18 protein-coding genes and 1 pseudogene are annotated in these 21,412 nt (G+C 60.1%); 5 read left to right on the top strand and 14 right to left on the bottom strand.

Features of this window, described 5'->3' with window-relative positions; translation table 11 throughout:
- Nucleotides 1-214: 214 nt before the first annotated feature.
- Nucleotides 215-1,480, bottom strand: a complete 1,266-nt coding sequence (urtA, locus tag HNQ83_RS03385; protein WP_056852436.1) for an urea ABC transporter substrate-binding protein — start codon at nt 1,478-1,480, stop codon at nt 215-217.
- 356 nt (nt 1,481-1,836) lie between these two features.
- Between urtA and HNQ83_RS03380 the strand changes: the two genes are divergently transcribed.
- Nucleotides 1,837-6,540 carry a DUF4329 domain-containing protein gene (locus HNQ83_RS03380; RefSeq protein WP_175387666.1) on the top strand — a complete coding sequence of 1,568 codons (4,704 nt, stop codon included), beginning with the start codon at nt 1,837-1,839 and terminating at the stop codon, nt 6,538-6,540.
- A gap of 48 nt (nt 6,541-6,588) precedes the next feature.
- Here HNQ83_RS03380 and HNQ83_RS03375 read toward each other — a convergent pair whose 3' ends face one another.
- The 12 genes and pseudogenes from HNQ83_RS03375 to cbiE form a co-directional block, all read right to left on the bottom strand.
- On the bottom strand, nt 6,589-7,599 hold the full coding sequence (locus tag HNQ83_RS03375; RefSeq protein ID WP_175387665.1) for an iron ABC transporter permease: 1,011 nt from the start codon (nt 7,597-7,599) through the stop codon (nt 6,589-6,591).
- On the bottom strand, nt 7,596-8,543 hold the full coding sequence (locus tag HNQ83_RS03370; protein ID WP_175387664.1) for an ABC transporter substrate-binding protein: 948 nt from the start codon (nt 8,541-8,543) through the stop codon (nt 7,596-7,598). The genes HNQ83_RS03375 and HNQ83_RS03370 overlap by 4 nt, the downstream gene beginning before the upstream one ends.
- A gap of 248 nt (nt 8,544-8,791) precedes the next feature.
- Nucleotides 8,792-9,328: pseudogene (locus tag HNQ83_RS03365) on the bottom strand (ABC transporter ATP-binding protein); the annotation flags it as partial.
- Nucleotides 9,329-9,516: 188 nt separating this feature from the next.
- Nucleotides 9,517-10,896, bottom strand: a complete 1,380-nt coding sequence (locus HNQ83_RS03360) for a PepSY domain-containing protein (RefSeq protein WP_175387662.1) — start codon at nt 10,894-10,896, stop codon at nt 9,517-9,519.
- Nucleotides 10,897-10,943: 47 nt separating this feature from the next.
- The gene (locus HNQ83_RS03355; protein WP_175387661.1) at nt 10,944-11,372 is read right to left on the bottom strand and encodes a DUF2946 domain-containing protein; all 429 of its coding nucleotides are present in this window, start codon (nt 11,370-11,372) and stop codon (nt 10,944-10,946) included.
- Nucleotides 11,373-11,393: 21 nt separating this feature from the next.
- Nucleotides 11,394-11,873, bottom strand: a complete 480-nt coding sequence (locus HNQ83_RS03350) for a copper chaperone PCu(A)C (RefSeq protein WP_175387660.1) — start codon at nt 11,871-11,873, stop codon at nt 11,394-11,396.
- Between the two features lie 48 nt (nt 11,874-11,921).
- Nucleotides 11,922-12,320 carry a DUF2946 domain-containing protein gene (locus HNQ83_RS03345; protein ID WP_175387659.1) on the bottom strand — a complete coding sequence of 133 codons (399 nt, stop codon included), beginning with the start codon at nt 12,318-12,320 and terminating at the stop codon, nt 11,922-11,924.
- A 98-nt stretch (nt 12,321-12,418) separates the two neighbouring features.
- On the bottom strand, nt 12,419-12,709 hold the full coding sequence (locus HNQ83_RS03340; RefSeq protein WP_175387658.1) for an addiction module antidote protein: 291 nt from the start codon (nt 12,707-12,709) through the stop codon (nt 12,419-12,421).
- 3 nt (nt 12,710-12,712) lie between these two features.
- Nucleotides 12,713-13,015, bottom strand: coding sequence for a type II toxin-antitoxin system RelE/ParE family toxin (locus HNQ83_RS03335; protein ID WP_175387657.1), 303 nt, complete (start codon nt 13,013-13,015; stop codon nt 12,713-12,715).
- A 189-nt stretch (nt 13,016-13,204) separates the two neighbouring features.
- Nucleotides 13,205-13,933, bottom strand: coding sequence for a cobalt-precorrin-6A reductase (locus HNQ83_RS03330; protein WP_175387656.1), 729 nt, complete (start codon nt 13,931-13,933; stop codon nt 13,205-13,207).
- Complete coding sequence (locus HNQ83_RS03325; protein WP_175387655.1) at nt 13,930-15,027, bottom strand: cobalt-precorrin-5B (C(1))-methyltransferase; 1,098 nt, start codon at nt 15,025-15,027, stop codon at nt 13,930-13,932. Before HNQ83_RS03325 ends, HNQ83_RS03330 begins: the two co-directional genes overlap by 4 nt.
- Entirely contained in the window at nt 15,020-16,231 is a 1,212-nt protein-coding gene (cbiE, locus tag HNQ83_RS03320) for a precorrin-6y C5,15-methyltransferase (decarboxylating) subunit CbiE (protein ID WP_175387654.1), read from the bottom strand. The genes HNQ83_RS03325 and cbiE overlap by 8 nt, the downstream gene beginning before the upstream one ends.
- A 131-nt stretch (nt 16,232-16,362) precedes the next feature.
- Here cbiE and cobG point away from each other — a divergent pair, with 131 nt between their 5' ends.
- Genes cobG through cobJ form a run of 4 tightly spaced genes read left to right on the top strand, consistent with a single transcriptional unit; the run spans nt 16,363 to nt 20,735 of the window.
- Nucleotides 16,363-17,670 carry a precorrin-3B synthase gene (gene cobG, locus HNQ83_RS03315; RefSeq protein WP_306154584.1) on the top strand — a complete coding sequence of 436 codons (1,308 nt, stop codon included), beginning with the start codon at nt 16,363-16,365 and terminating at the stop codon, nt 17,668-17,670.
- A complete protein-coding gene (locus HNQ83_RS03310; protein WP_175387652.1) occupies nt 17,663-18,289 on the top strand; it encodes a precorrin-8X methylmutase in 627 nt (208 codons plus the stop codon). Before cobG ends, HNQ83_RS03310 begins: the two co-directional genes overlap by 8 nt.
- Nucleotides 18,289-19,020, top strand: a complete 732-nt coding sequence (locus tag HNQ83_RS03305) for a precorrin-2 C(20)-methyltransferase (RefSeq protein ID WP_175387824.1) — start codon at nt 18,289-18,291, stop codon at nt 19,018-19,020. The genes HNQ83_RS03310 and HNQ83_RS03305 overlap by 1 nt, the downstream gene beginning before the upstream one ends.
- The gene (cobJ, locus tag HNQ83_RS03300) at nt 19,020-20,735 is read left to right on the top strand and encodes a precorrin-3B C(17)-methyltransferase (RefSeq protein WP_175387651.1); all 1,716 of its coding nucleotides are present in this window, start codon (nt 19,020-19,022) and stop codon (nt 20,733-20,735) included. Before HNQ83_RS03305 ends, cobJ begins: the two co-directional genes overlap by 1 nt.
- Here the strand turns inward: cobJ and HNQ83_RS03295 are convergent.
- The gene (locus HNQ83_RS03295) at nt 20,732-21,394 is read right to left on the bottom strand and encodes a hypothetical protein (RefSeq protein WP_175387650.1); all 663 of its coding nucleotides are present in this window, start codon (nt 21,392-21,394) and stop codon (nt 20,732-20,734) included. The two genes, cobJ and HNQ83_RS03295, sit on opposite strands and share 4 nt — an antisense overlap.
- Between the last annotated feature and the right edge of the window lie 18 nt (nt 21,395-21,412).

Here is a 21,412-nt window from a genome sequence, read left to right as displayed (position 1 = left end):
TGTGGGAACAAGAATTTGTGGTGAGGGGATTTATCCCCGTTCGGCTGCGAAGCAGTCGTAAAACCTGCGCATGCGGTGTTCCTGAAAAACCGCATTCGCCGATTTGGGACCGCTTCGCAGTCCAACGGGGATAAATCCCCTCACCACAAAAGCTCGCTCCCACAGGGAATTGTGCCGGGCATGAGCAACCTGTTCACACCCGACATCCAGTGGCTCAGTTGCTCTTCACCGCATACTCAGGCTTCTTGTCGTTGCCCGGGATGAACGGGCTCCACGGTTGGGCGCGGATCGGGCCTTCGGTCTGCCACACGACGTTGAACTGACCATCAGCCTGGATCTCGCCGATCATCACTGGCTTGTGCAGGTGGTGATTGGTCTTGTCCATGGTCAGGGTGTAGCCGGACGGTGCGGCAAAGGTCTGGCCGCCAAGGGCTTCGCGGACTTTGTCGACGTCGGTGGACTTGGCTTTTTCAGCCGCTTGAGCCCACATGTGGATGCCGACGTAAGTGGCCTCCATCGGGTCGTTGGTCACGGCTTTGTCGGCACCCGGCAAGTTGTGTTTCTTGGCGTAGGCTTTCCAGTCGGCGACGAACTTCTTGTTGGCCGGGTTCTCGACCGACTCGAAGTAGTTCCACGCCGCGAGGTTGCCCACCAGCGGTTTGGTATCGATACCGCGCAGTTCTTCTTCGCCCACGGAGAACGCCACCACCGGAACATCGGTGGCCTTCAGGCCCTGGTTGGCCAGCTCTTTGTAGAACGGCACGTTGGAGTCGCCGTTGACCGTGGAGATGACCGCCGTCTTGCCGCCGGCCGAGAATTTTTTGATGTTGGCCACAATGGTCTGGTAATCGCTGTGGCCGAACGGGGTGTAGACCTCTTCGATGTCCTTGTCGGCCACGCCTTTGGAGTGCAGGAACGAACGCAGGATTTTGTTGGTGGTGCGCGGGTAGACGTAGTCGGTGCCGAGCAGGAAATAGCGCTTGGCGCTGCCGCCTTCTTCACTCATCAAGTACTCGACGGCGGGGATCGCTTGCTGGTTCGGCGCGGCGCCGGTGTAGAAGACGTTCGGCGACATCTCTTCGCCTTCGTACTGCACCGGATAGAACAGCAGGCCATTGAGTTCTTCGAACACCGGCAACACCGATTTACGCGACACGGAAGTCCAGCAACCGAACACCACCGCGACCTTGTCCTGGGTCAGCAACTGCCGGCCTTTTTCCGCGAACAACGGCCAGTTCGATGCCGGGTCCACCACCACCGGCTCCAGCATCTTGCCGTTCACGCCACCCTTGGCGTTGATCTCGTCGATGGTCATCAACGCCATGTCCTTGAGCGACGTTTCGGAGATCGCCATGGTGCCGGACAACGAATGCAGAATCCCGACCTTGATGGTCTCGGCGGCCTGGACAGTCCAGGTCATGCCCATCGCGGCAATGCTTGCCGAGAGTGTGAAAGCCTTGATCAAACTGCGACGCTTCATTGTGCGATCTCCATGAACGTATGAATTTTCTTGGTGGCAGATGCGGACTACTGAAGGGTCTTTAGCAAGGGCTGTGCCCAAGGCCGCGCCGCCTGTGTTTTAAAGAGAAATCGCAGCGTGGGTCGGGTGAGCGCGCACCATGGTGGCGCCGAATCTGGAGGGTGGTGCGCGTTGTGCGCCGATGTGGTGCCCGTTGTTTTTTGCTTGATGGTTTCCACGGCCGTGGATGGAGCGCTGCCGCCGGTGCATCAACACCTGTGGATACACAAACGATAACTATGTAGTGCGGGCCATCCAGACCGTACGGACAGACTCATTCGACAGCTAACTCTGTTCTTACTGAAAGGATGTCGATCATGAATGATGTGTCAGGCCGCGAGCCCCGCGCCGCGGTACCTCTCCCCAGCGCCGTTTTGCCAGGATTGAGTCCGGCGTTTGCAACCGAAGAAGACGCTGCGTGCTGGGTGCATGACAGGATCCCGGCCGCCGCGGACCGGGAATATGGCAGCGTAATTCTGCGTACGCCCAACGGAGATTTCGTCGCCACCGAGCCAAAGCCTGGCGAGATCAATCGATATGATTTCAGAACCATTCTGGCTATCGATGCCCACGGAAACTATCTCCATCCGCAAGGCTATACCTGTGTCGCGAATGTTCATTCACATCCGCCGGCACACGACAAAGTCCGCGAAGCCAATCCGGGCAAGGATGAAGCCGTTATCAGGCTGTTCATCAATTTTTTTTCCGACATGGATTTCATCGCCGATGTCTCGGAGCGCACTTTTTTTCGCAGCGCCTATCTCTCAGGCCCCGATGAAGTGCTGTTGAAATATTCACCCAGCGGTTCAAAAGAGGAGTTCAGCTATTACCTCTGGCTCAAGGCGGGTTCGCCGCCCGGTAACCCTGTAGGGGTCTTTGGCGTGGAGAACACCATCCGCAAAGTCGCTTCGGTCGGTGAGCTTAAAGTCATCGTGTCTAATGCGGACTGGGGCGGCTCCATCGGCAAAGTACCGTCGGACTGGCAGCCAGGCAAAGCTTTTGCCAAAGGGGTGATAAGCGAGTTGCCATTGATGACGAGCATTTGCGCCAATGCCGAATTGGCGGTGCTCGCGGCGTTGAAACCCAAGGGGGCGCTGACTTCGGGATTGGTTCTAAAAAAGAGAGCGGGTGATGAGTACGTCGCGACCCGGGCCCGGCCTGCAGGTAGATCCTCATGGGACCCGAGCCACTTTTTTCCACGCGGTGACGACAACCAGTTGAAGCTTCCGAGCGGCTATGTGCTGGAAGGTCTCTATTACGCTTCCCGTTCCGATCCTGCCCTGTACCCCTCAAGCCAGCCATGGCTTTACGAGAATTTCTTCACACCGGGTGAGATGGCGCTCGCCATTGCCTGTCAGGCCTTGAGCAAGCCGCTATTGGCTGCCGACAGGCCGTTATCGCTATACATGCAGGCCAAGGATTGCTCGATGCTGAAGTACAGCTTCAGCGGTTCTGAGGTTGAAACGGCCCTGAGCGTGGAAAACCCTGATGGCTCCATCAGCGACGGCGGCCTGCAAACCAGGATGCAGGCGGGAACGCTTCGCCCACGCGAATTTGTATCGGTGCTGGCACTGGCCGGTCGACTGGAAGTCTTGCGGGGAAGCCCTTTATGGGATCGACTCGGCCCGGTCGGGCTCGATTGGGTTCCCTATGCCGACTTCCAATGGCCGACGATGAGCCCGGCATTTTTGTCGGCCGATGACGCCGCCCGCTATGTCCATGCCCGGGTCGGCAGCCGACGTGACCGACAGTATGCCGGCTACATTTTCCAGCGCAGTGACAAACGCTTTACCGCGACCGAGCCACTTGAGGGCGGGATCGACTCGCTCAGCCTGGGCACGCTTTATCCCAGGGATAATGCGGGTCATCCCGTTTTGCCGGATGAGCATGTGGTGCAGGGGCGTTACGTTTCTCACCAGGCACTGTCGATGCTTGATCCCATGAAGGCGCAGCGGTTGAAATGGACTCGCCAGGAAGCGGCACTGAGCCTGCAGATGTTCAGCGTCGAAGAAGTCAGGCAGGTTTTTCTGGATGAGATGCCCTTGTACCTGTCCGGCGCGCAAAACAGTCTGATCAGGTTCGAACCCTCCACGACTGTGGCTGGGCAAGCGCTCGTGAAACGCCTGGGCACCGGAAAAAATCCGGGCCCATTGGTGGCGGAACTGGACGCCGGTGACCTGCTGCCCAGCGGCTTCATCCGGGAACAGGCGGCAGCTGGTCGTTTGACGGTGGTGATGAACAGTGAACTTTGGGGCCCGCGCGGGCGGGTCACCGCGACCTGGTCGGCTGCCTCTGGAGCCTGGGAATGGAAACGGCCCGAGCAGGTGGCGTTCGGTGCGATTTTCTCTTCGGCGGATGAGGCCGCCGAGGATCAATACAACCGTGACGTGCGCCTGCACGACCTGGAGAAAGCCTGGTTCGGGTTTATTCTCAAGCACAAGGATCGCGAAGAATATGTCGCCACCGAACTGGTTCCGAACAGCGACACAAGGAACGATGTGTTCAAGCCGCAAAACCTGTTCGGTGTGACCAAGGTGCCGCCCTATTTTCAGTATCCGGAAGGGTTTCAGCGGCATGCCTTTTTCTACTCGCGCCAGCGCTTGAAACATTCATCGGTCGAGGTGGGATCCTGGCTGACGCATTATTTCATCGTGCCGGACGATCTCTACAGTGCAGTGTATTACTCGCGACGACGCCCGGTCGTGGAGTCGCCCAACCCCATCCCGTTGTACATTTCCACCCAGGATGGCGCGCTGTTGAAATTCGACAATCGCAAGGGAAACAAGCTGTTCGACGACGATACGCCCGAGATGGGGCTGGGGGAGATCAAGGCAAACCTGTCCAGCGGAAAGTTGCAGCCTCAAGACTTTGTGCTATTGGTCGCCAATCATGGCGGACTGACAGTGATGCGAACCAGCGCGCTTTGGGACAGGCCCTGGCCGGTCGACAGGCATTGGCTTCCTTTCATGAATTTGCAACGCCAGGGGCTCAGCCCGCTGTTCCATAACCCGGACGATGCGGTCATTTATGCGCGAAGCCGTTTCCCCGCCGAGGAGGGCCGAATCTTCGGTGGGGTGATCCTGGTCCGGTCCGATGGCCTGTACCTGACCACCGACCCCATGGAAATCTCCCGAGAAGACTTCGATCTCAGCGAAGTTTTTCCGCAGGAAAATATTCAGTTTCTCCTGTCCAACGACTGCCGGGTGACGGGGCGATATCGAACCAGAGTGCCAAGAGAGCTTCCGGTTTTGCTTTCAGAGATCGAGAAGCAGACGTATCGCAACATGCTGTCGGTCGACACCCTCTACACGGCTTTCAAACGCCCCGAACAAGCGGGGCTCGATGAGTACCTGTTCGCCTCCGATGGCTCACTGATTCGCTATCGCACGGGGCTGCTGAGCCGCTTATGGGCCCTGCTTAACGCGACCTTCAATGACTACCAGAAATTGCCTGGCAACTACGACGGAAAAGTCATCAAGGAAAGAATTCATGACGGCACATTGAACCCCAGTGCGTGGGTCGATTCACTGGCCAAATCGGGCGATTTGCAGGTCGTCACCGGCGGTCGCTTTTGGGGAGGGCGCGGGACGGTGACAGGGTGGCCGCCGTCTCCTGCGGCGTTGCCTCAACTCATGGATGACACCAAGGCTGTGAACGAGCCGGCCTGCAGTCCGGTCTTTTCTCAAGAAAGCGCAGTCGCGCGCCATGTGCACGAGGCTGTGGGGGATCGGGCCGCGCAGGCATTCGGTTTCATTTTGCGCAGAACCCGCAACAGGTTTTTTTCCGCCAGCCTGCCGGTAGAGACCCGGCATTCGAGGATGGCGCTCGATCGAGTGTTTCCGCAAGGGACACTGCCTGATGGGCATGCAATGCAGGCGGTGTACATCAGTGCGCAATACCCCCGGGAAAACGACCCGGACGTCGGGCAGTTTTTTCTGCCCCCACTGGATGTTCATTACATTTGCGCGGCAGCGGACAGCCCTCAGGGATATAGGCCTGTCTACTTTTCCTGCGCCGATGGTGCGCTGTTGCGATACGAAATGAATGCCTTCGAGCCTGGCGAGTTTTATGACAAGTTCGGCGAGATTCAACTCAGGAAAAACACCTTCGCTTCCCTGGAGCAGGCAACGCGCGATGCAAGTGACGTTTCGCGAGGCAGGTTCGATCTCTCGAGCTATATCCAGCGCATGGCACGGGCGGGCAAACTCGAGGTCATCGTGACCAGCCAGTACTGGTCACGTCACGGGGTGGTCGACGAAAACTGGCAGCCGCGCAGGGCGGATGTCTCGGCTGTTGAACTCTGGGCTGCCAATCCGGAGCCGACACTGGGGCCCGTCTTCCATCATGCCGATGATGCCGCGCGCTATGTCCAGCAGCGAGCGAGTACCGGTGACGTCTTCGACAGTGGATTCGAAAGCGCGATCCTTTCTCGAACGTTATTGCTTATCGATGCCGCGCCTTGTTTCGTTCCGATTGAACCGTTGGCACGCTCTGCTTCGGGGGGTAATCCTATGGATCGAATCTTTCGCACCGCGAACGATCGTGTCGTGACGCGCCTTGATCCATTAACCATTTATCCCGCCGGTTTCAAAGTCGTGGCATCCCACCAGTTGTATCTTTCCGGCAACACGACCCTCGCTCCAGACATCGAGCAGGTCTACGCCAATTTCACCTCGCCGTTCCAGGTTCATGCGCATACCCACGCCCTCCTCAGCAAAGGATTCATGATCAAGGATTATTACTACTCAACCCCTCACGGTGTGTTGATCAGGTATACGCCTGCCAACACACTGGCCGAAAAAGGCTTGTTGTTGAAGAAGCAGGCCGTGTTCTCGGGGGGGAAGTGGGAGGCGGGCCTTTCCCCCGGTGAGTTCATCTCCCAACTGATCGATCTCGGGGATTTCAGGGTGCTGATAGCCGGGACCTACTGGAGGCAGGTCGGACGCATGGGCACCAAGTGGCGCGAGCGCCGACAACAGCCCCCCGCGACCGGCATTGTCAGGAATCGAGAGGAGTTGTAACAAACCGCCTGGCATGGGCGCAGCGACCGCAGGTGCAAGCTGACGGGATCATTTTTTGCGCATCAGCCCGATGAAGAACAATCCGCCGAGCGCCGCCGTGGCCACGCCGATCGGCAAGTCTTCGGGGGCGATCAGGGTTCGCGCAACGACGTCGACCCACACCAGGAACAGGCTGCCCAGCAACGCGCACACGGGCAACAAACGCCGGTGCTCGGCCCCGATCAGGCGCCTGGCAATATGCGGCACCATCAGCCCGACAAAGCCGATGGAGCCGCTGATCGACACCAGTATGCCGGTCATCAGCGACGCGATCACGAACACCCGCAAACGCACCACCCGGGCATTCAGGCCGAGGGTCACGGCCGTCTGCTCACCGGTCATCAACGCATTCAACGACCGCGCCATGCCCAGCAGCAAAACCAGGCCGAGCAGTACGCTGCAAGCAGGCAGCGCCAACAGCTCCCAACGCGCCAACCCGAGCCCGCCGAGCATCCAGAACATCACCGCGGAGCTGGCGCGGTGGTCGCCGAGAAACAGCAGCAGGTTAGCGATGGCCATCATCACGAACGACACCGCCACACCGCACAGCAACAGGCGATCACTGTCCAGGCGACCGTGGCGGGCAGCGATCATCAGCACTGCCAGCATGCTCAACAATGCGCCGATGAAGGCGGCGATGGGCAAGGTCAGCAGGCCGACGATTTCACCGACATGCAGTACCACGATCACCGCACCCAAGGTTGCGCCGGACGTCACCCCGAGCAAATGCGGATCGGCCAGCGGGTTGCGCGTCACCGCTTGCAATACCGCGCCGATCAGCGCGAGCCCGGCCCCCACCAGCGCACCTAGCAACATGCGCGGCACGCGGATCAGCCAGACGATGTGTTCCTGACCGGCGCTCCAGTCGGGCATGCCTGAACCGAACAGCTTGTGCAGCAGAATCCGCCACACCACATCCACCGCCACCCGCGCCGGGCCGAAACCCAGCGACACCACGCACGACACCAGCAACAGCGCGCCCAGCGCTATCAGCAACAACAGGTAGCGACGATTGATCATTCGCCGTGGAAACCCTTGGCCAGGGTGGCCACTGCCAGCACATTGTCGATGCCCGGCGTGGCCTGCACGTAGGGGATGACGATGAAGCGCTGATGCTTGATCGCATCCACGGATTGCAGTGCCTTGTTGTTCAGCAAGAACTGCACTTTTTGTTCGGCGGTGACCTCGCCGTAATCGACGATCACGATCACCTGCGGGTTGCGTTCGACCACGTTCTCCCAGTTGACCCGGGTCCAGCTCGCCTCGACATCGTCGAGCACGTTGCGCCCGCCCGCGGCATCGATCAGGGCTTGCGGCATGCCCAGGCGACCCGAGGTCATGGCCCGGTCTTCGCCGCTGTCATACAGGAACACCCTTGGTTTGTCGGCGGGCAGGTCTTTGCGAATCCCGGCGACTTGCGCCTGCATCTGGCTGATCAAGGCATTGGCGCGATCCTGCACGTCGAAAATTTTCCCGAGGTTGCGCAGGTCGTTGTACGTGTCCTCCAGCGTGGCCGGTGGACGCTTCATGACGAAGGCGCAGGACTCGGTCAGCTCATAGACGTTGATGCCCAGTGGCTGCAAGGTCTGCGGTGTAAGGTCTCCGCCCACGCGCATGCCGTAATCCCAACCGGCGAAGAAAAAGTCGACGTTGGCGTTGAGCAGGGTTTCCACCGACGGATACTTGGCCGCCAGTTCCGGCAAGCCATCGAGGATGCCCTGCATCTGGTGCGTCACCGCCTTCCAGCCAGACACGCCGCTGTACCCGGCCATCTGCGGCTTGAGGCCGAGGGCGAGCATCATCTGGGTCATGTTGATGTCGTGGCTGACCGCGTGTTTCGGCGCTTGCAGGAAGGTGACTTCGCGGTTGCAGCTTCGAATGGTCAACGGGTAGTGCGTGGCCTCGGCAAAGGCTTGGGCGTTACCCAGCAACAGGGAAACGTACAGCAGGGAACGCAAACTCATGGTTGGGTGATCCAGGTAATTCGTGGGTAGCCGTGCAAGGGGTGTTCATCGATCAGCGCTTCGACGCCAAACACGTTGCGCAACAGTGCGGCGGTCAGGACCTCTTTCGGTGTGCCGCTGGCGACGATGCGGCCGTGGTTGATCACATACAGCCGATCGCAGAAAGCCGCTGCGAGGTTGAGGTCGTGGATGCTGGCCAGGGTGCCGATCTTCAGGTGCTTGACCAACCGCAGTAACTCAAGTTGATAGCGCGGGTCGAGGTGGTTGGTCGGCTCGTCGAGGATCAGCAATTGCGGCTGCTGGGCCAGGGCGCGGGCAAGAATCACGCGTTGTTTCTCACCGCCGGACAGGGTGGAGAAAGCATGGTCTTCGAAGCCCTTGAGGCCGACGGATTCCAAGGCCTGGGTGGCGAGGTTTCGATCCTCCAGGGTATCGCCATCGAACAGGCCTTTGTGTGGCGTGCGGCCCATGGCGACCACCTCGTCGACGGTCAGGCCGAAAGCCTCGGGGAATTCCTGCAACACCACGGCAATGCGTTGCGCACACCAGCGTGAAGATTGTTGCCATACGTTGAGGTGATCGAGCCGGACCTCGCCGCTTTCCGGTTTGTTGAAGCGCCACGCGCAGCGCAACAGGCTGGTCTTGCCGCTGCCGTTGGGGCCGATCAACCCGACGAACTCACCGACGGCCACCTGCAGCGAGGCATCACGCAGCTGGAACTGGTGATGACAGTGGCCGTGGCCCAATGGGGACCAGGTGAGGTTTGTGAGGTTGAGCGAGGTCATGCTTTTACTCTGAAGTATTCGGTGTAGCGGATGCCGCTTTCGCGAGCAGGCTTGCTCCCACATTGAAATGCGATCAAATGTGGGAGCGAGCCTGCTCGCGAAGGCGGTCTGAAGGTCAGGAGAAAAGCCGGACGACAGAAATGCGCGGGAAGTTTACAGCGCCTTCAATCCCGCGCATCTCGCCTGTTTCATGATGAAGGTGAGGCGCTTTCAGTTTGTCGGGTGAAGCGCGACAGCAGCAGCCTGTCGAGCAGCCAGACCACCACCAGCGAAGCCCCCACCAATGGAAATGCCACCGCCAGGGCGAACATGATCACCATCGCGGTTTTCCATTTCGGCAGGTCATGACGCAGTGGCGGCACGCCGAGCTTGCCTTGCGGGCGACGCTTCCACCAAATCACTACGCCGCTGACGGCGCTGAGCAGGATCATCAGGCAGATCAGCAGCACGATGATCTGATTGAACACACCGAACATTTTGCCTTCATGCAGCATCACGCCGATTTCCGTGGCGCGGGCGACGGTGCCGTATTGCTCGTAGCGCACATCAGCCAGGACCTTGCCGCTGTACTGATCGATATGCAGGGTGGCGTCGTTGCGCGGGTCATCGGCGAATACCGCGATGGTGAACACGCCTGTCGCGGTTTTAGGCATGGTGATGCTGTAACCGGGTTCGACCTTGTTCTGTACGGCGATGTTTTGTACGTCTTGCAGGCTGATGGTTGGCGCAGCAGGGCCGGCTTGCGCACCATCGTGGGCCATGTGTTCGGCATGGTCTCCGGACATTGGCATCGGCGTGTTTTCCAGGGCCCATGGCACAGTCTGGCGATGAGCCTCGTTGAGACTGCGCGCTTCGACATCGGACTTCGGTACGTCATCCCACATCGCCGCCGGGAACACGTTCCACACGGCTGCGTATTGCTGGCCCCAGAAACCGGTCCAGGTCATGCCGCTGAGCAACATCACCAGCAGAAGCGAAGCCCCCCAGAATCCGGTCACGGCATGCAGGTCACGCCATAGCACCCGGCCGCGACTGCTCAGGCGTGGCCATAGGATGCCGGCGGCCTGACCGCGTGGCCACCACAGGAACACCCCCGACACCACCAGCACCACGCCCCAACCGGCGGCCAATTCCACCAGGCGGTCACCGACGGTGCCGATCATCAGTTCGCCGTGGATCGCCCGGGCGATGGCTTGCAGGTTTTTCTTGGCGTCTTGCTCGCCGAGGATGTCGCCGCGGTAAGGGTCGACGAATACGTTCAGCTCTTTGCCGCTATCGAGTACAACAAACTGGGCGCTGCGTTCGGCGTTGATCGGTGGCAGGTACTGCTTGATCGTGCCCTGTGGATAAGCGCCTTTCACACGGTCGAGCAGGTCGTCGGCCGCCATGCTGTGGTGGCCGACCGGAACATTGAGCCAGTGGCTGTACATCAGCGAGTCGAGCTGCGGTTTGAACAGGTAGAGGGTGCCGGTCAGGGCCAGCATCACCATGAAAGGCGCTACGAACAATCCGGCATAGAAATGCCAGCGCCAGGCCAGGTTGTAGAAATTCACTTTTGGCTGCTTCATCACGTGTGCTCCGCGTGCTTCGGATCTTTTAGTTATGGGGTGCGGGACTACACGTTAATGGGCGGGGCGCGGGTACGAGCGCCGGGAAAAATGGTCTGCCGGGCATGACCCAGGCGTGGCGACAGGGTGGTGAAATGACTGGCAGGCAGAGTGGCGGGCGCGTTGAGTGACGCACCGCCGGTGAGTGCCGGGCAATTGAACAACAGGCTGCAATAGCCGCATTTTTCCCAGATGGCGTGATGCCCGGCCTGCGGCGGACAGTGTTCGGCGTTGGTTTGCGCGCCGTGCTCGGCGTGGTCCAGTGCCGGCATATCCATGGACATGCTCATGGTCGCGCGCGAATCCATCGGCATCGACTGGGAAACCAGCGGGCCGACAAAGATCATCAACATGGCGAACAGGCTGATCCAGCTGCCGCGTGTCAGGCTTGATGGCTGACGACGGGGGCTGGATGACCTGGCGCTAAGCGGGCGCATGGGCGTTTTGAGCTCGGCCGATTACTGGACGTGCGCGTGCTTATGCCCGTCTTCAGGCGCCTGCTTCTGCACCACCACTTCAACCGTCACGTCGCCGGCTTTCTCGAAGTGCAGGGTCATGGGGAAGCGCTTGCCATCGCTCAGCAGGCTGCGGTCCTTAAGGTTCAGCAGCATCACGTGGTAGGCCATGGGGGCAAACGTGACTTCGCCACCGGCGGGGATTTCCACGCTCGGTACGTGTTGCATTTTCATCATGTCGTTTTGCATCACGTGCTCGTGCAATTGGGCCTCGCCCGAAATCGGCGAGTCGACGCTGAGCAACCGGTCGGGTGTTTTGCCTTCGTTGTGAATCACAAAATAGGCCGCCACGTTCGGCGCGCTGGGCGGCAACTCCTGCGACCAGGGGTGAGCGATGTCCAGCTCCCCGAGCTTGTACTCGTGAGCATTGGCAAAGCAGGCAGGCAGCAGCAACGCGGCCACAACGAAGAGTTTATTCAACATGATGGTTCTCCAGAACGATTCAAAACGCAGGTCAATTGCGAGAAGGAATCACACCAGAGGGGAGGCGCGGGGGTTGAGACTTGGCCATTGCTGGCGCGGTGTCGGGGTGTTGAATGAAGTGGGGGGCAGGTTTCGATTGGCCTCGAACTGCGTGAAATACAACTGCGGCTCATGTCCGGGCAGTGCCACCAATGGCGCGGAGCCTGAACAACACCAGCAATGCTGCATGTTGGAATGATCGTCGCTTTGAGAGACTTTTTTCTCGATTTCACCCAGCGATATCGCGACCATTTTGGTGCCGCTGGACGAGCAGAAACTGCCCCACAACAACTGTTCGGCAGGCGACTTAGCCGACTGCGCCATCGCTCCGGACATCGGCATGGCGAGCATGTTGAACAGCACTGCGAAGCAGGCTATCCAGGCAATTGCGAGCCGTTGTCGGGTCATGGGACAGATCCGGTTGAGTGGGCGATCAGGCGCGGCTATTTAGCCTGATCAATGCCGATAAGTAAAAAAGCGGCGTGCGGTGTGGTGTCGCAGCGCAATCAGATAGCAACAGCATGCAAACGCATACCCAAGGCTTTCATAACCTTCATGATAGTCGCGAATTCCGGATTGCCAGTGCTGCTCAGCGCTTTGTACAAACTCTCTCGACCTACACCAGCATCACGGGCTACTTGTGTCATACCCTGTGCGCGAGCTATGTCGTTGAGTGCTGCGCGTATCAGAACCCCGTCACCTGCATCTTCTTCAAAGCAGGCATCCAGATATGCGGCCATTTCTTCCGGAGAATTAAGGAATTCAGCGGCATCAAAGCGGGCGAATTGTTCGGTCATGATTCACTCCTCATTTCCGATGTTCTGCGCCATTTGAATGGCGCGTTTGATATCGCGTTTTTGAGTCGACTTGTCACCGCCTACCAGCAGCAGATACACCACTTCACTTCGGCGTGTGAAGTACACCCTGTAGCCGGGACCATGATGAACGCGCATTTCATAAACCGTCGCCCCTACGGACAAGCAATCACCAAAGTTTCCATGTTCGGCGGCCCGGAGTCTGGCGATGATGCGAGCCTTGCCGATCGTGTCTTTCAATGAGTTGAGCCAGTCGGCAAACACATGGGATCGTTCGAAGTCGATCATGTCAGGAATCGTATTCCTTGGGATACAAGTTGGCAAGAAGCCTTTCAGGGGATCTAACCGTCCCTTTCAATGGCGGGTCTATGTACTTGATCGGATTAAAGGAAAACGAATATAGAGTTGAAGCTATTGAGAGAAACAGCCAGCGTCTTCCTGGAAAGTTGTCAGCGAATTCATTTGCTTCTGCAGGTCTTAGGAATGGTCTGACATAAACAAAGCTTCCAGTAACTGCCCGACCGACCCAAACTCCCGCTCAACCCCCGGCAACACCGGCCGCTTCAACACCAACACCGGCACCCCACGCTCGCGCGCTACTTCCAGTTTCGGTTCGGTCGCGGTACTGCCACTGTTCTTGCTGATCAGCACGTCGATCTGCCGACGTTCGAACAGCTCGCGCTCATCGTCGATCAGGAACGGCCCGCGTGCGCCGATCACTTCGCAGCGTTCGTTGCCCGGGTACACGTCCAGCGCGCGCAAGGTCCAGAACTGATGCGCAGGGATTTCGTCCAGGTGCTGCAAGGGCTCGCGGCCCAGGGTGAACAGCGGTCGCTGAAAGGGTTTCAGGGCTTCGATCAGTTCGGCCCAGTCGCTGACTTCACGCCAGTCGTCCCCGGCCTGGGGCTGCCACGCCGGACGTCGCAGTGCCCAGCATGGAGTACCGCTCAAGCGCGACGCCTGTGCGGCGTTCTGGCTGATGGTTGCTGCGTAGGGATGGGTGGCATCCAGCAGCAGATCAATCCTTTCTTCGCGGATGAATTGCGCCAGGCCTTCGGCACCGCCATAGCCGCCGACGCGGACCTGGCAGGTCAGGTCCGTTGGCACCCGGCCGATGCCGGCCAGGCTGTAGATATGTTCCGGCCCGAGCGTGCGGGCGATGGCCAGGGCTTCGGTCACACCGCCCAGTAACAGGATGCGTTTCATTGAAAAACTCCAGCATGGCCAACAATCCCACCCTGGCGATCGATGGCAAACACCTCGACTTGCACCTGTGCCGGTACCACGCTGCGGGCAAAGTCCAGGGCGTGCCGGCACACCGCATCACCCAGGGCGATATTGGCGGCGCTGGCCATGGCCAAGGCTTGCTGGCTGGTATTGGCCTCGCGGATGCCTTGCTGCAGCGTCGCATCGGCGCCAATCGCAGCGGCCCAATCGGCCAGTTGCGGCAGGTCGATGCTGGAATGGCGACTGTGCAGGTCCATGTGCCCGGCTGCCAGTTTGCTGATCTTGCCGAAGCCGCCACAAATACTCAGTTTGTCCACTGGTACCTTGCGCAGATGTTTGAGCACCGCACCGACGAAGTCGCCCATCTCGATCAGGGCGATTTCCGGCAGGTTGTAGACCCGGCGCATGGTGTCTTCGCTGGCGTTGCCGGTGCACGCGGCGATGTGCAGGTAGCCGTTGGTTTTCGCCACGTCGATGCCTTGATGGATCGAGGCAATGTACGCGGCGCAGGAAAACGGCCTGACGATGCCGCTGGTACCGAGGATCGACAGGCCGCCGAGAATCCCCAGGCGTGGGTTCATGGTTTTCAGCGCCAGGGCCTCGCCGTTTTCGACGTTGACCGTGACCTCAAAGCCGCCCTGATAGCCGAGTTTTTCGGCCAGTCGGGTCAGGTGTTCGGTGATCATTTTGCGCGGCACCGGGTTGATCGCCGGTTCGCCGACGCCCAGCACCAGCCCTGGCCGGGTGACAGTGCCGACACCGCGTCCGGCATTGAACCCGACGCCCGGCTCTGCGCGCAGTCGCACCTGGGAGTAGAGCAAGGCACCGTGGGTCACGTCGGGATCATCGCCGGCATCCTTGATCGTGCCGGCCTCGGCACCGTCGTCGGTCAGCCGACAGAACTCCAGGCGCATCTGTACCTGTTTGCCCTTGGGCAAGACGATTTCCACTGCATCCGCGGTCGCGCCGGCGAGCAGAAGGCGAGCCGCCGCGAGGCTGGTTGCCGTGGCGCAACTGCCCGTGGTGAGGCCGCTACGCAGCGGCGCGGGTTGTTCGGCCGTTTCGTCACGCATCGAGAGGTTTCGTCAAATCCAGCAGGGTAATCGGCAAGGCCTGGCGCCAGGTGTCGAAGTCGCCCAGCGGTTGGGCCTGGGCGATATGAATGCGCGTCAGCTCGCCGCCCTGGCGTTCGCGCCAGGCCATCAGGGTCATTTCACTTTGCAGCGTGACGGCGTTGGCGATCAGTCGGCCGCCAGGTTTGAGGGCGGTCCAGCAGGTGTCCAGTATGCCTTCGCGAGTGACGCCGCCACCGATGAAAATGGCATCCGGACGTTCGAGCCCTCCGAGGGCTTGCGGCGCACGGCCACGAATCAGCTGCAGGCCGGGTACGCCCAGGGTATCGCGGTTGTGCTCGATCAACTGTTGTCGACCCTCATCGGCCTCGATGGCCAGCGCCCGGCAACTCGGGTGGGCGCGCATCCATTCAATACCGATCGAACCGCTGCCAGCACCGACATCCCACAAGAGTTCGCCGGGCACCGGGGCCAGGCGAGCGAGGGTGATCGCGCGCACGTCACGCTTGGTTAGTTGGCCGTCATGCTTGAACGCCGAGTCCGGCAGACCTGCGAGGCGCGACAGGCGTGGTGTGTTCGGTTCCGCGATGCAGTCGATGGCGATCAAGTTCAAGTCGGCAACGGTGGGGTCGGCCCAGTCGCTGGCAATACCGTCGATACGCCGTTCGGCCACGCCGCCCAGGTGCTCCAGTACGGTGAGGCGGCTCGGGCCGAACCCACGCTCACGCAACAGCGCGGCGACGGCGGCGGGGCTGCGACCGTCGTTGCTCAAGACCAGCAAGCGCACACCGCTGAACAACTGGGCGCTGAGCGCGGCGACGGGGCGAGCCACCACTGAAAGTGTGACCACATCCTGCAACGGCCAACCCATTCGGGCAGCGGCGAGCGAGCAGGAGGAGGGCGCAGGCAGAATCAGCATTTCATCGCTGGACAGTTGCCGGGCAAGGCTGGCGCCCACCCCGAAGAACATCGGATCACCGCTGGCGAGGACGCAGACGGAGTCGCCACGCCTGGCCAGAACCGGCTCAAGGGTAAAGGGGCTGGGCCACAACTGCCGCTCGCCACGAATGCAGGCCGGCAATAAATCCAGTTGCCGTTGCGCGCCGATGATCCGGGTAGCGTTCAGCAGAGCGTGCCGGGCGTTTTTGCCCAGGCCCTTGAAGCCGTCTTCACCGATTCCCACTACTGTCAGCCAGGGCGACATCTATATTCCTCAAACGCGCTGTTCCGACGGGCAGGCTTTTCATGCCGTCGAACAAAGCAGGCATAATACCGCGCCTTTGCTTGCGAAGTGCCTTTCCCTCATTCCCGGTCTCGCCCTTGAACGAACGCCCGATGTCCTCCGCTTTACGTCCCTCGGCCTGCCCGGGGTTGCTGCGTATCGTCCAGGCCCTGGACGGCGGTATTTGCCGGATCAAGTTGAATGGCGGTTCGATCACTGCGGTTCAGGCCGACATTGTGGCCAGTGCCGCAGAGCGTTTCGCCAGTGGAGTGATCGAGGCGACCAACCGCGCCAATCTGCAAATTCGTGGCATTGGCAGTACACACGGGCCCTTGATCGACAGTCTCATGGCCAGTGGATTGGGACCGACGACCGCCGCCGGAGACGATGTGCGCAATCTGATGCTCAGCCCTGGAGCCGGCATCGATCGAACAATGCTGTTCGACACCCGCCCGTTGGCCGAACGGATCCTGGACACGCTCCAGGGGAACGCGCGCTTTCACGACCTCAGTGCCAAGTTCGCCGTGCAACTCGATGGCGGTGAAAGCCTGGCAATGCTTGAGCATCCCCATGATCTGTGGCTCTCGGCTTTTGAGCAGGATGGTGAAAAACGATGGGCGTTCGGTCTGGCCGGGTGCCCCACGGATACATCCGCAGGCTCGGTAGCACTCAACGATGGTCATGCACTGGTGGTCGCGGTGCTTGATATGTTCCTTGAAGTGGCGCGTCCCGAGCAAACGCGGATGCGTCATTTGTTGGCCGAGCATTCGAGGGAAATCCTGCTCAATCGATTGGCCGAGCGCCTATCCATCCAGGCCATGACCGATTGGCGACGCACTTTGGATTCAAGGCCCCTGCACATTGGCGCTCACCCCCAGGCCGAGGCCGGTGTTGTGTATGTTGGGGCGGTGCCGCCTCTGGGACGACTTGACCCTGTGATGCTGAGGGGTGCTGCGCAACTGGCGGCCAGGTTCGGCGACGGGACTTTGCGCTTCACACCTTGGCAAAGCCTGTTGTTGCCCACCGTTCGCAACGAAGACGCCGCCGAGGTCATTCGAAGCCTGGAGCGAATGGGGTTGTTCTGCGATCCCGATCAGTCTCTGACCCGTATGATCGCCTGCACCGGTTCAAGCGGCTGTTCCAAAAGCCTGGCCGAGACCAAGGGCGATGCCCTGCAAATGGCCGCGCTATTAAAACGTCATGGTCAGGTGCTGAACGTGCACCTGAGTGGTTGCTCGCGTTCCTGTGCCGCCGCGCACATCGCCCCCGTCACATTGCTGGCGGTTGCCCCCGGACACTACGATCTCTATTTTCGCGATGCAGCGCAGCCCGGTTTCGGCGCGCTGCACGCACGCCACCTTACTATTGAAGCGGTCGCAGCCTTGCTCGATGCCCGCTCACGGAGCCCCCTTGATGCTTGATTACATCCGCGACGGTCAGGAGATCTATCGCAACTCCTTCGCGATCATTCGTGCCGAGGCCAACCTCGCGCGAATTCCGGCCGATCTGGAAAAACTCGCGGTTCGGGTGATTCACGCCTGCGGCATGGTCGAGGCTATCGACGGTTTGCAGTTTTCCCAAGGCGCGGGCAAGGCCGGGCGCGATGCGCTGGCCGCCGGTGCGCCGATTCTGTGCGATGCGCGGATGGTGTCCGAAGGCATCACCCGCGCACGTTTGCCAGCGAACAACCCGGTGATCTGCACCCTGCGCGATGAAAGCGTTCCCGAGCTGGCGCGCGAGTTGGGCAACACCCGCTCCGCCGCCGCCCTGGAACTGTGGCGTCCGCACCTGGAAGGCAGCGTGGTGGTGATCGGCAATGCCCCGACCGCACTGTTCTATCTGTTGGAAATGCTTGATGCCGGAGCCCCGAAACCGGCGCTGATCCTCGGCTTCCCGGTGGGTTTCGTCGGCGCAGCAGAATCCAAGGCGATGCTCGCGGCGGACAGCCGTGGCGTGCCTTTCGTCATCATGCAAGGTCGCCTGGGCGGTAGCGCCATGGCCGCCGCCGCTGTCAATGCCCTCGCCACGGAGATCGAATGATGCAGCAACCTGGACGCTTGATCGGCCTGGGCGTCGGCCCCGGTGACCCGGAACTGATTACCGTCAAAGCCTTGCGCCTGCTGCGTGAATCGCCGGTGGTGGCGTATTTCGTCGCCAAGGGGAAAAAGGGCAATGCGTTCGGCATCATCGAGGCGCATCTGCAAGACGCGCAGACGTTGCTGCCGCTGGTTTACCCGGTGACCACCGAGGCTCTGCCGGCGCCGCTGTCCTATGAACAAGTGATCAGCGATTTCTACGATGCCGCCGGCGAACAACTGGCCGTGCATCTGGATGCGGGTCGTGATGTGGCGGTGATCTGCGAGGGCGATCCGTTCTTCTACGGCTCCTACATGTACCTGCACGACCGGCTCGCCGAGCGTTATCAGGCCGAAGTCGTGCCGGGTGTCTGCTCCATGCTGGGTGGCGCTTCGGTGCTCGGTGCGCCGCTGGTGTATCGCAATCAGAGCCTGTCGGTGTTGTCCGGCGTGCTGCCCCATGACGAGCTCAAGCGTCGCCTGGCCGATGCCGATGCCGCGGTGATCATGAAACTGGGACGCAACTTTCCCAAGGTTCGCCAGGTACTGGAGGAACTCGGGTTGGCTGAGCGGGCGCTTTACGTCGAACGCGCGACCATGGCCAACCAGAAAATCGTGCCGCTGGACCAGGTCGAACCGATGTCCTCGCCATACTTCTCGCTGATCATCGTTCCCGGTGAAAGGTGGCAAGGCTGATGACTCATCCATTCCCGGCGATTGTCATTCTTGGCAATGGCAGCCTCGCCACCGCACGCGACATTCAAAAGCTCTACCCTGGAGCCTTGATCCATGGGCTGGCTGGGCGGGTCGATGGCGCGGACCGTGCCTATCACGAGTTCGGTACGACCCTGCGTGAGCTTTATCAGCAGGACACGCCGATCATCGCCCTGTGTGCGGCGGGGATCGTCATCCGCACTCTGGCACCGCTACTGCTGGAAAAGGGCGCCGAGCCACCGGTGCTGGTCGTGGCTGAAGACGGTAGCGCGGTGGTGCCGTTGCTCGGTGGTCTTGGCGGTGTGAACGTGATGGCGCGGGAAATCGGTGCACATCTCGCTGTTGCGCCGGCCATCACCACCAGTGGTGAGCTGCGTTTTGGCACTTGCCTGCTCAATCCGCCCAGCGGTTATGCCCTCGGTGATTTGGAACTGGGCAAGCGATTTGTCTCCGACCTGCTGGCCGGGGAAACGGTACGCATCGAGGGCTCGGCGCCATGGCTGGCGCAGGCGCAGTTGCCTCAAGATGCTCAGGCGCGCCTGGCGGTACATGTCAGCCATGCTGAACGTATCCCGGCGGCCAACGAATTGCTGATCTATCCGCGCAATGTTCTGGTGGCCGTCAGCGCCGGCGTCGCAGATTTGCCGAACGTGGTTCGCGAGGCCTTGCATCAGGCAAAAATCGCTGTGCAATCGGTGGCTTGTCTGTTGGCGGTCGATACCGAAATGGCCAATCCGGTGCTGCGTGAAGCGGCGCTTGAGTTGGGCGTGCCATTGCGATTTGCGCAGGCCGGTGCGGGTGTCGATGAGCTGGCCCGGCAGGCAATCGGGCAACCCGTTTGCATGCTGGGGGACAACAGCATTGCAATTGCGGTCGCGGAGCAGCCGCTGGATCTATTGCAGATCGGCCGTCCACGTGGGCGTTTGGCAGTCATTGGCCTGGGGCCGGGTGCCGCCGAGCTAATGGTGCCGGCGGTCAAGGCCGAACTGGCTCGGGCCAATGATGTGCTGGGTTATGAAACTTACGTGCGGATGGCGGGACCGTTCCGTGACGATCAGGTACTGCATTGCACCGACAACCGCGAAGAAATGCAGCGTGCCCGTCACGCCTTCGAACTGGCGGCACAAGGACGGTCGGTGGTGGTTGTGTCGTCTGGCGACCCGGGCGTGTTTGCGATGGCCGCCGCTGTGCTCGAAGCGCTACATGAGTCCACCGATGCAGCGTGGCACAGCGTCGATCTGGAGATCTTGCCCGGCGTCTCTGCGTCACTGGCTACGGCAGCTCAGGCCGGCGCACCCTTGGGTCATGACTTCTGCGTGTTATCGCTGTCGGACAACCTCAAGCCCTGGTCGATCATCGAGAAACGATTGGATCTGGCGGCTCAAGCTGACCTGGCCCTGGCGTTCTACAACCCGATCTCGCGTTCACGTCCCTGGCAACTTGGGCAGGCGCTTGAAATCGTTGCCCGTCATCGTGAGCCTCAGACACCGGTCGTGCTGGGACGGGACATTGGTCGTCCGGGGCAGACCTTGCGTGTAACCACGCTCGGTCAATTGACTCCGGATCAAGTCGACATGCGCACCATGGTGATCGTTGGCTCCTCCACTACTTGTGTATTTCCGCGTTTAGAAGGAGGCAACTGGGTCTACACGCCTCGCTGGTACGGCGAGCATCCCGACCTGAAGCCGCTTGGTTAACAGGGTCTTCCAGAAGCGATTTTCCTCAAGACAAATCGCTTCATGACCTGAGCAAGGAGCTTGTTCGCCATAAGCTCCCTTTTTGTGTCGAGAATGCCTCTGTTTAATTTGAGGAAGGCACTCTGCTGAATAAGTGTTGCTGATCGTTTCTCCCACGGCCAAAACAAAAAGCTGTTCCTGTCTGTCTCGGCAACCAGCTCAAGATTAAAAACGGCCATGTGAAGATTTCCGCTTGCGTCGCAGCGGGAAGGCACCACCTGGAAACGACGCCCTTTGAGGCTTTCTTCGTCCAGTGAAAACACAGCAGGCTTATCAGGTTTCAAGGCATCCAGCGTGTCGATCATGGCGTTCCCTTGTCTCGGGTCCTTCATGGTCTGCGCACGCTGAACAAGGTAATCGGCGATGCTCCCTGTAATGTCTGAGCGACTGCGTGTTGTGATGACGTCTTCATGAAGCGACCAACCCAAGAACATTAACGTGCGCACATATTCTTCCAGCCAGTGGTTTGAATTGGAAAATCGATCATGAGAGAGGTCGGCTGACCTGGTTGCGATACGTGTGCAGTCCGACAAGTTATCGAAGTCAGCCACAGCCAGTTCACCGATACACGATAAAAGGTTATGGCCTGTCACAATGCCGGAGGCGGTTTCATTAGTCATAACTATCCCTGTTAAAAA

Source organism: Pseudomonas sp. C2B4 (genome assembly GCF_013359695.1).
GTDB lineage: Bacteria > Pseudomonadota > Gammaproteobacteria > Pseudomonadales > Pseudomonadaceae > Aquipseudomonas.
This window is presented reverse-complemented; position numbering and strand designations above follow the sequence as displayed.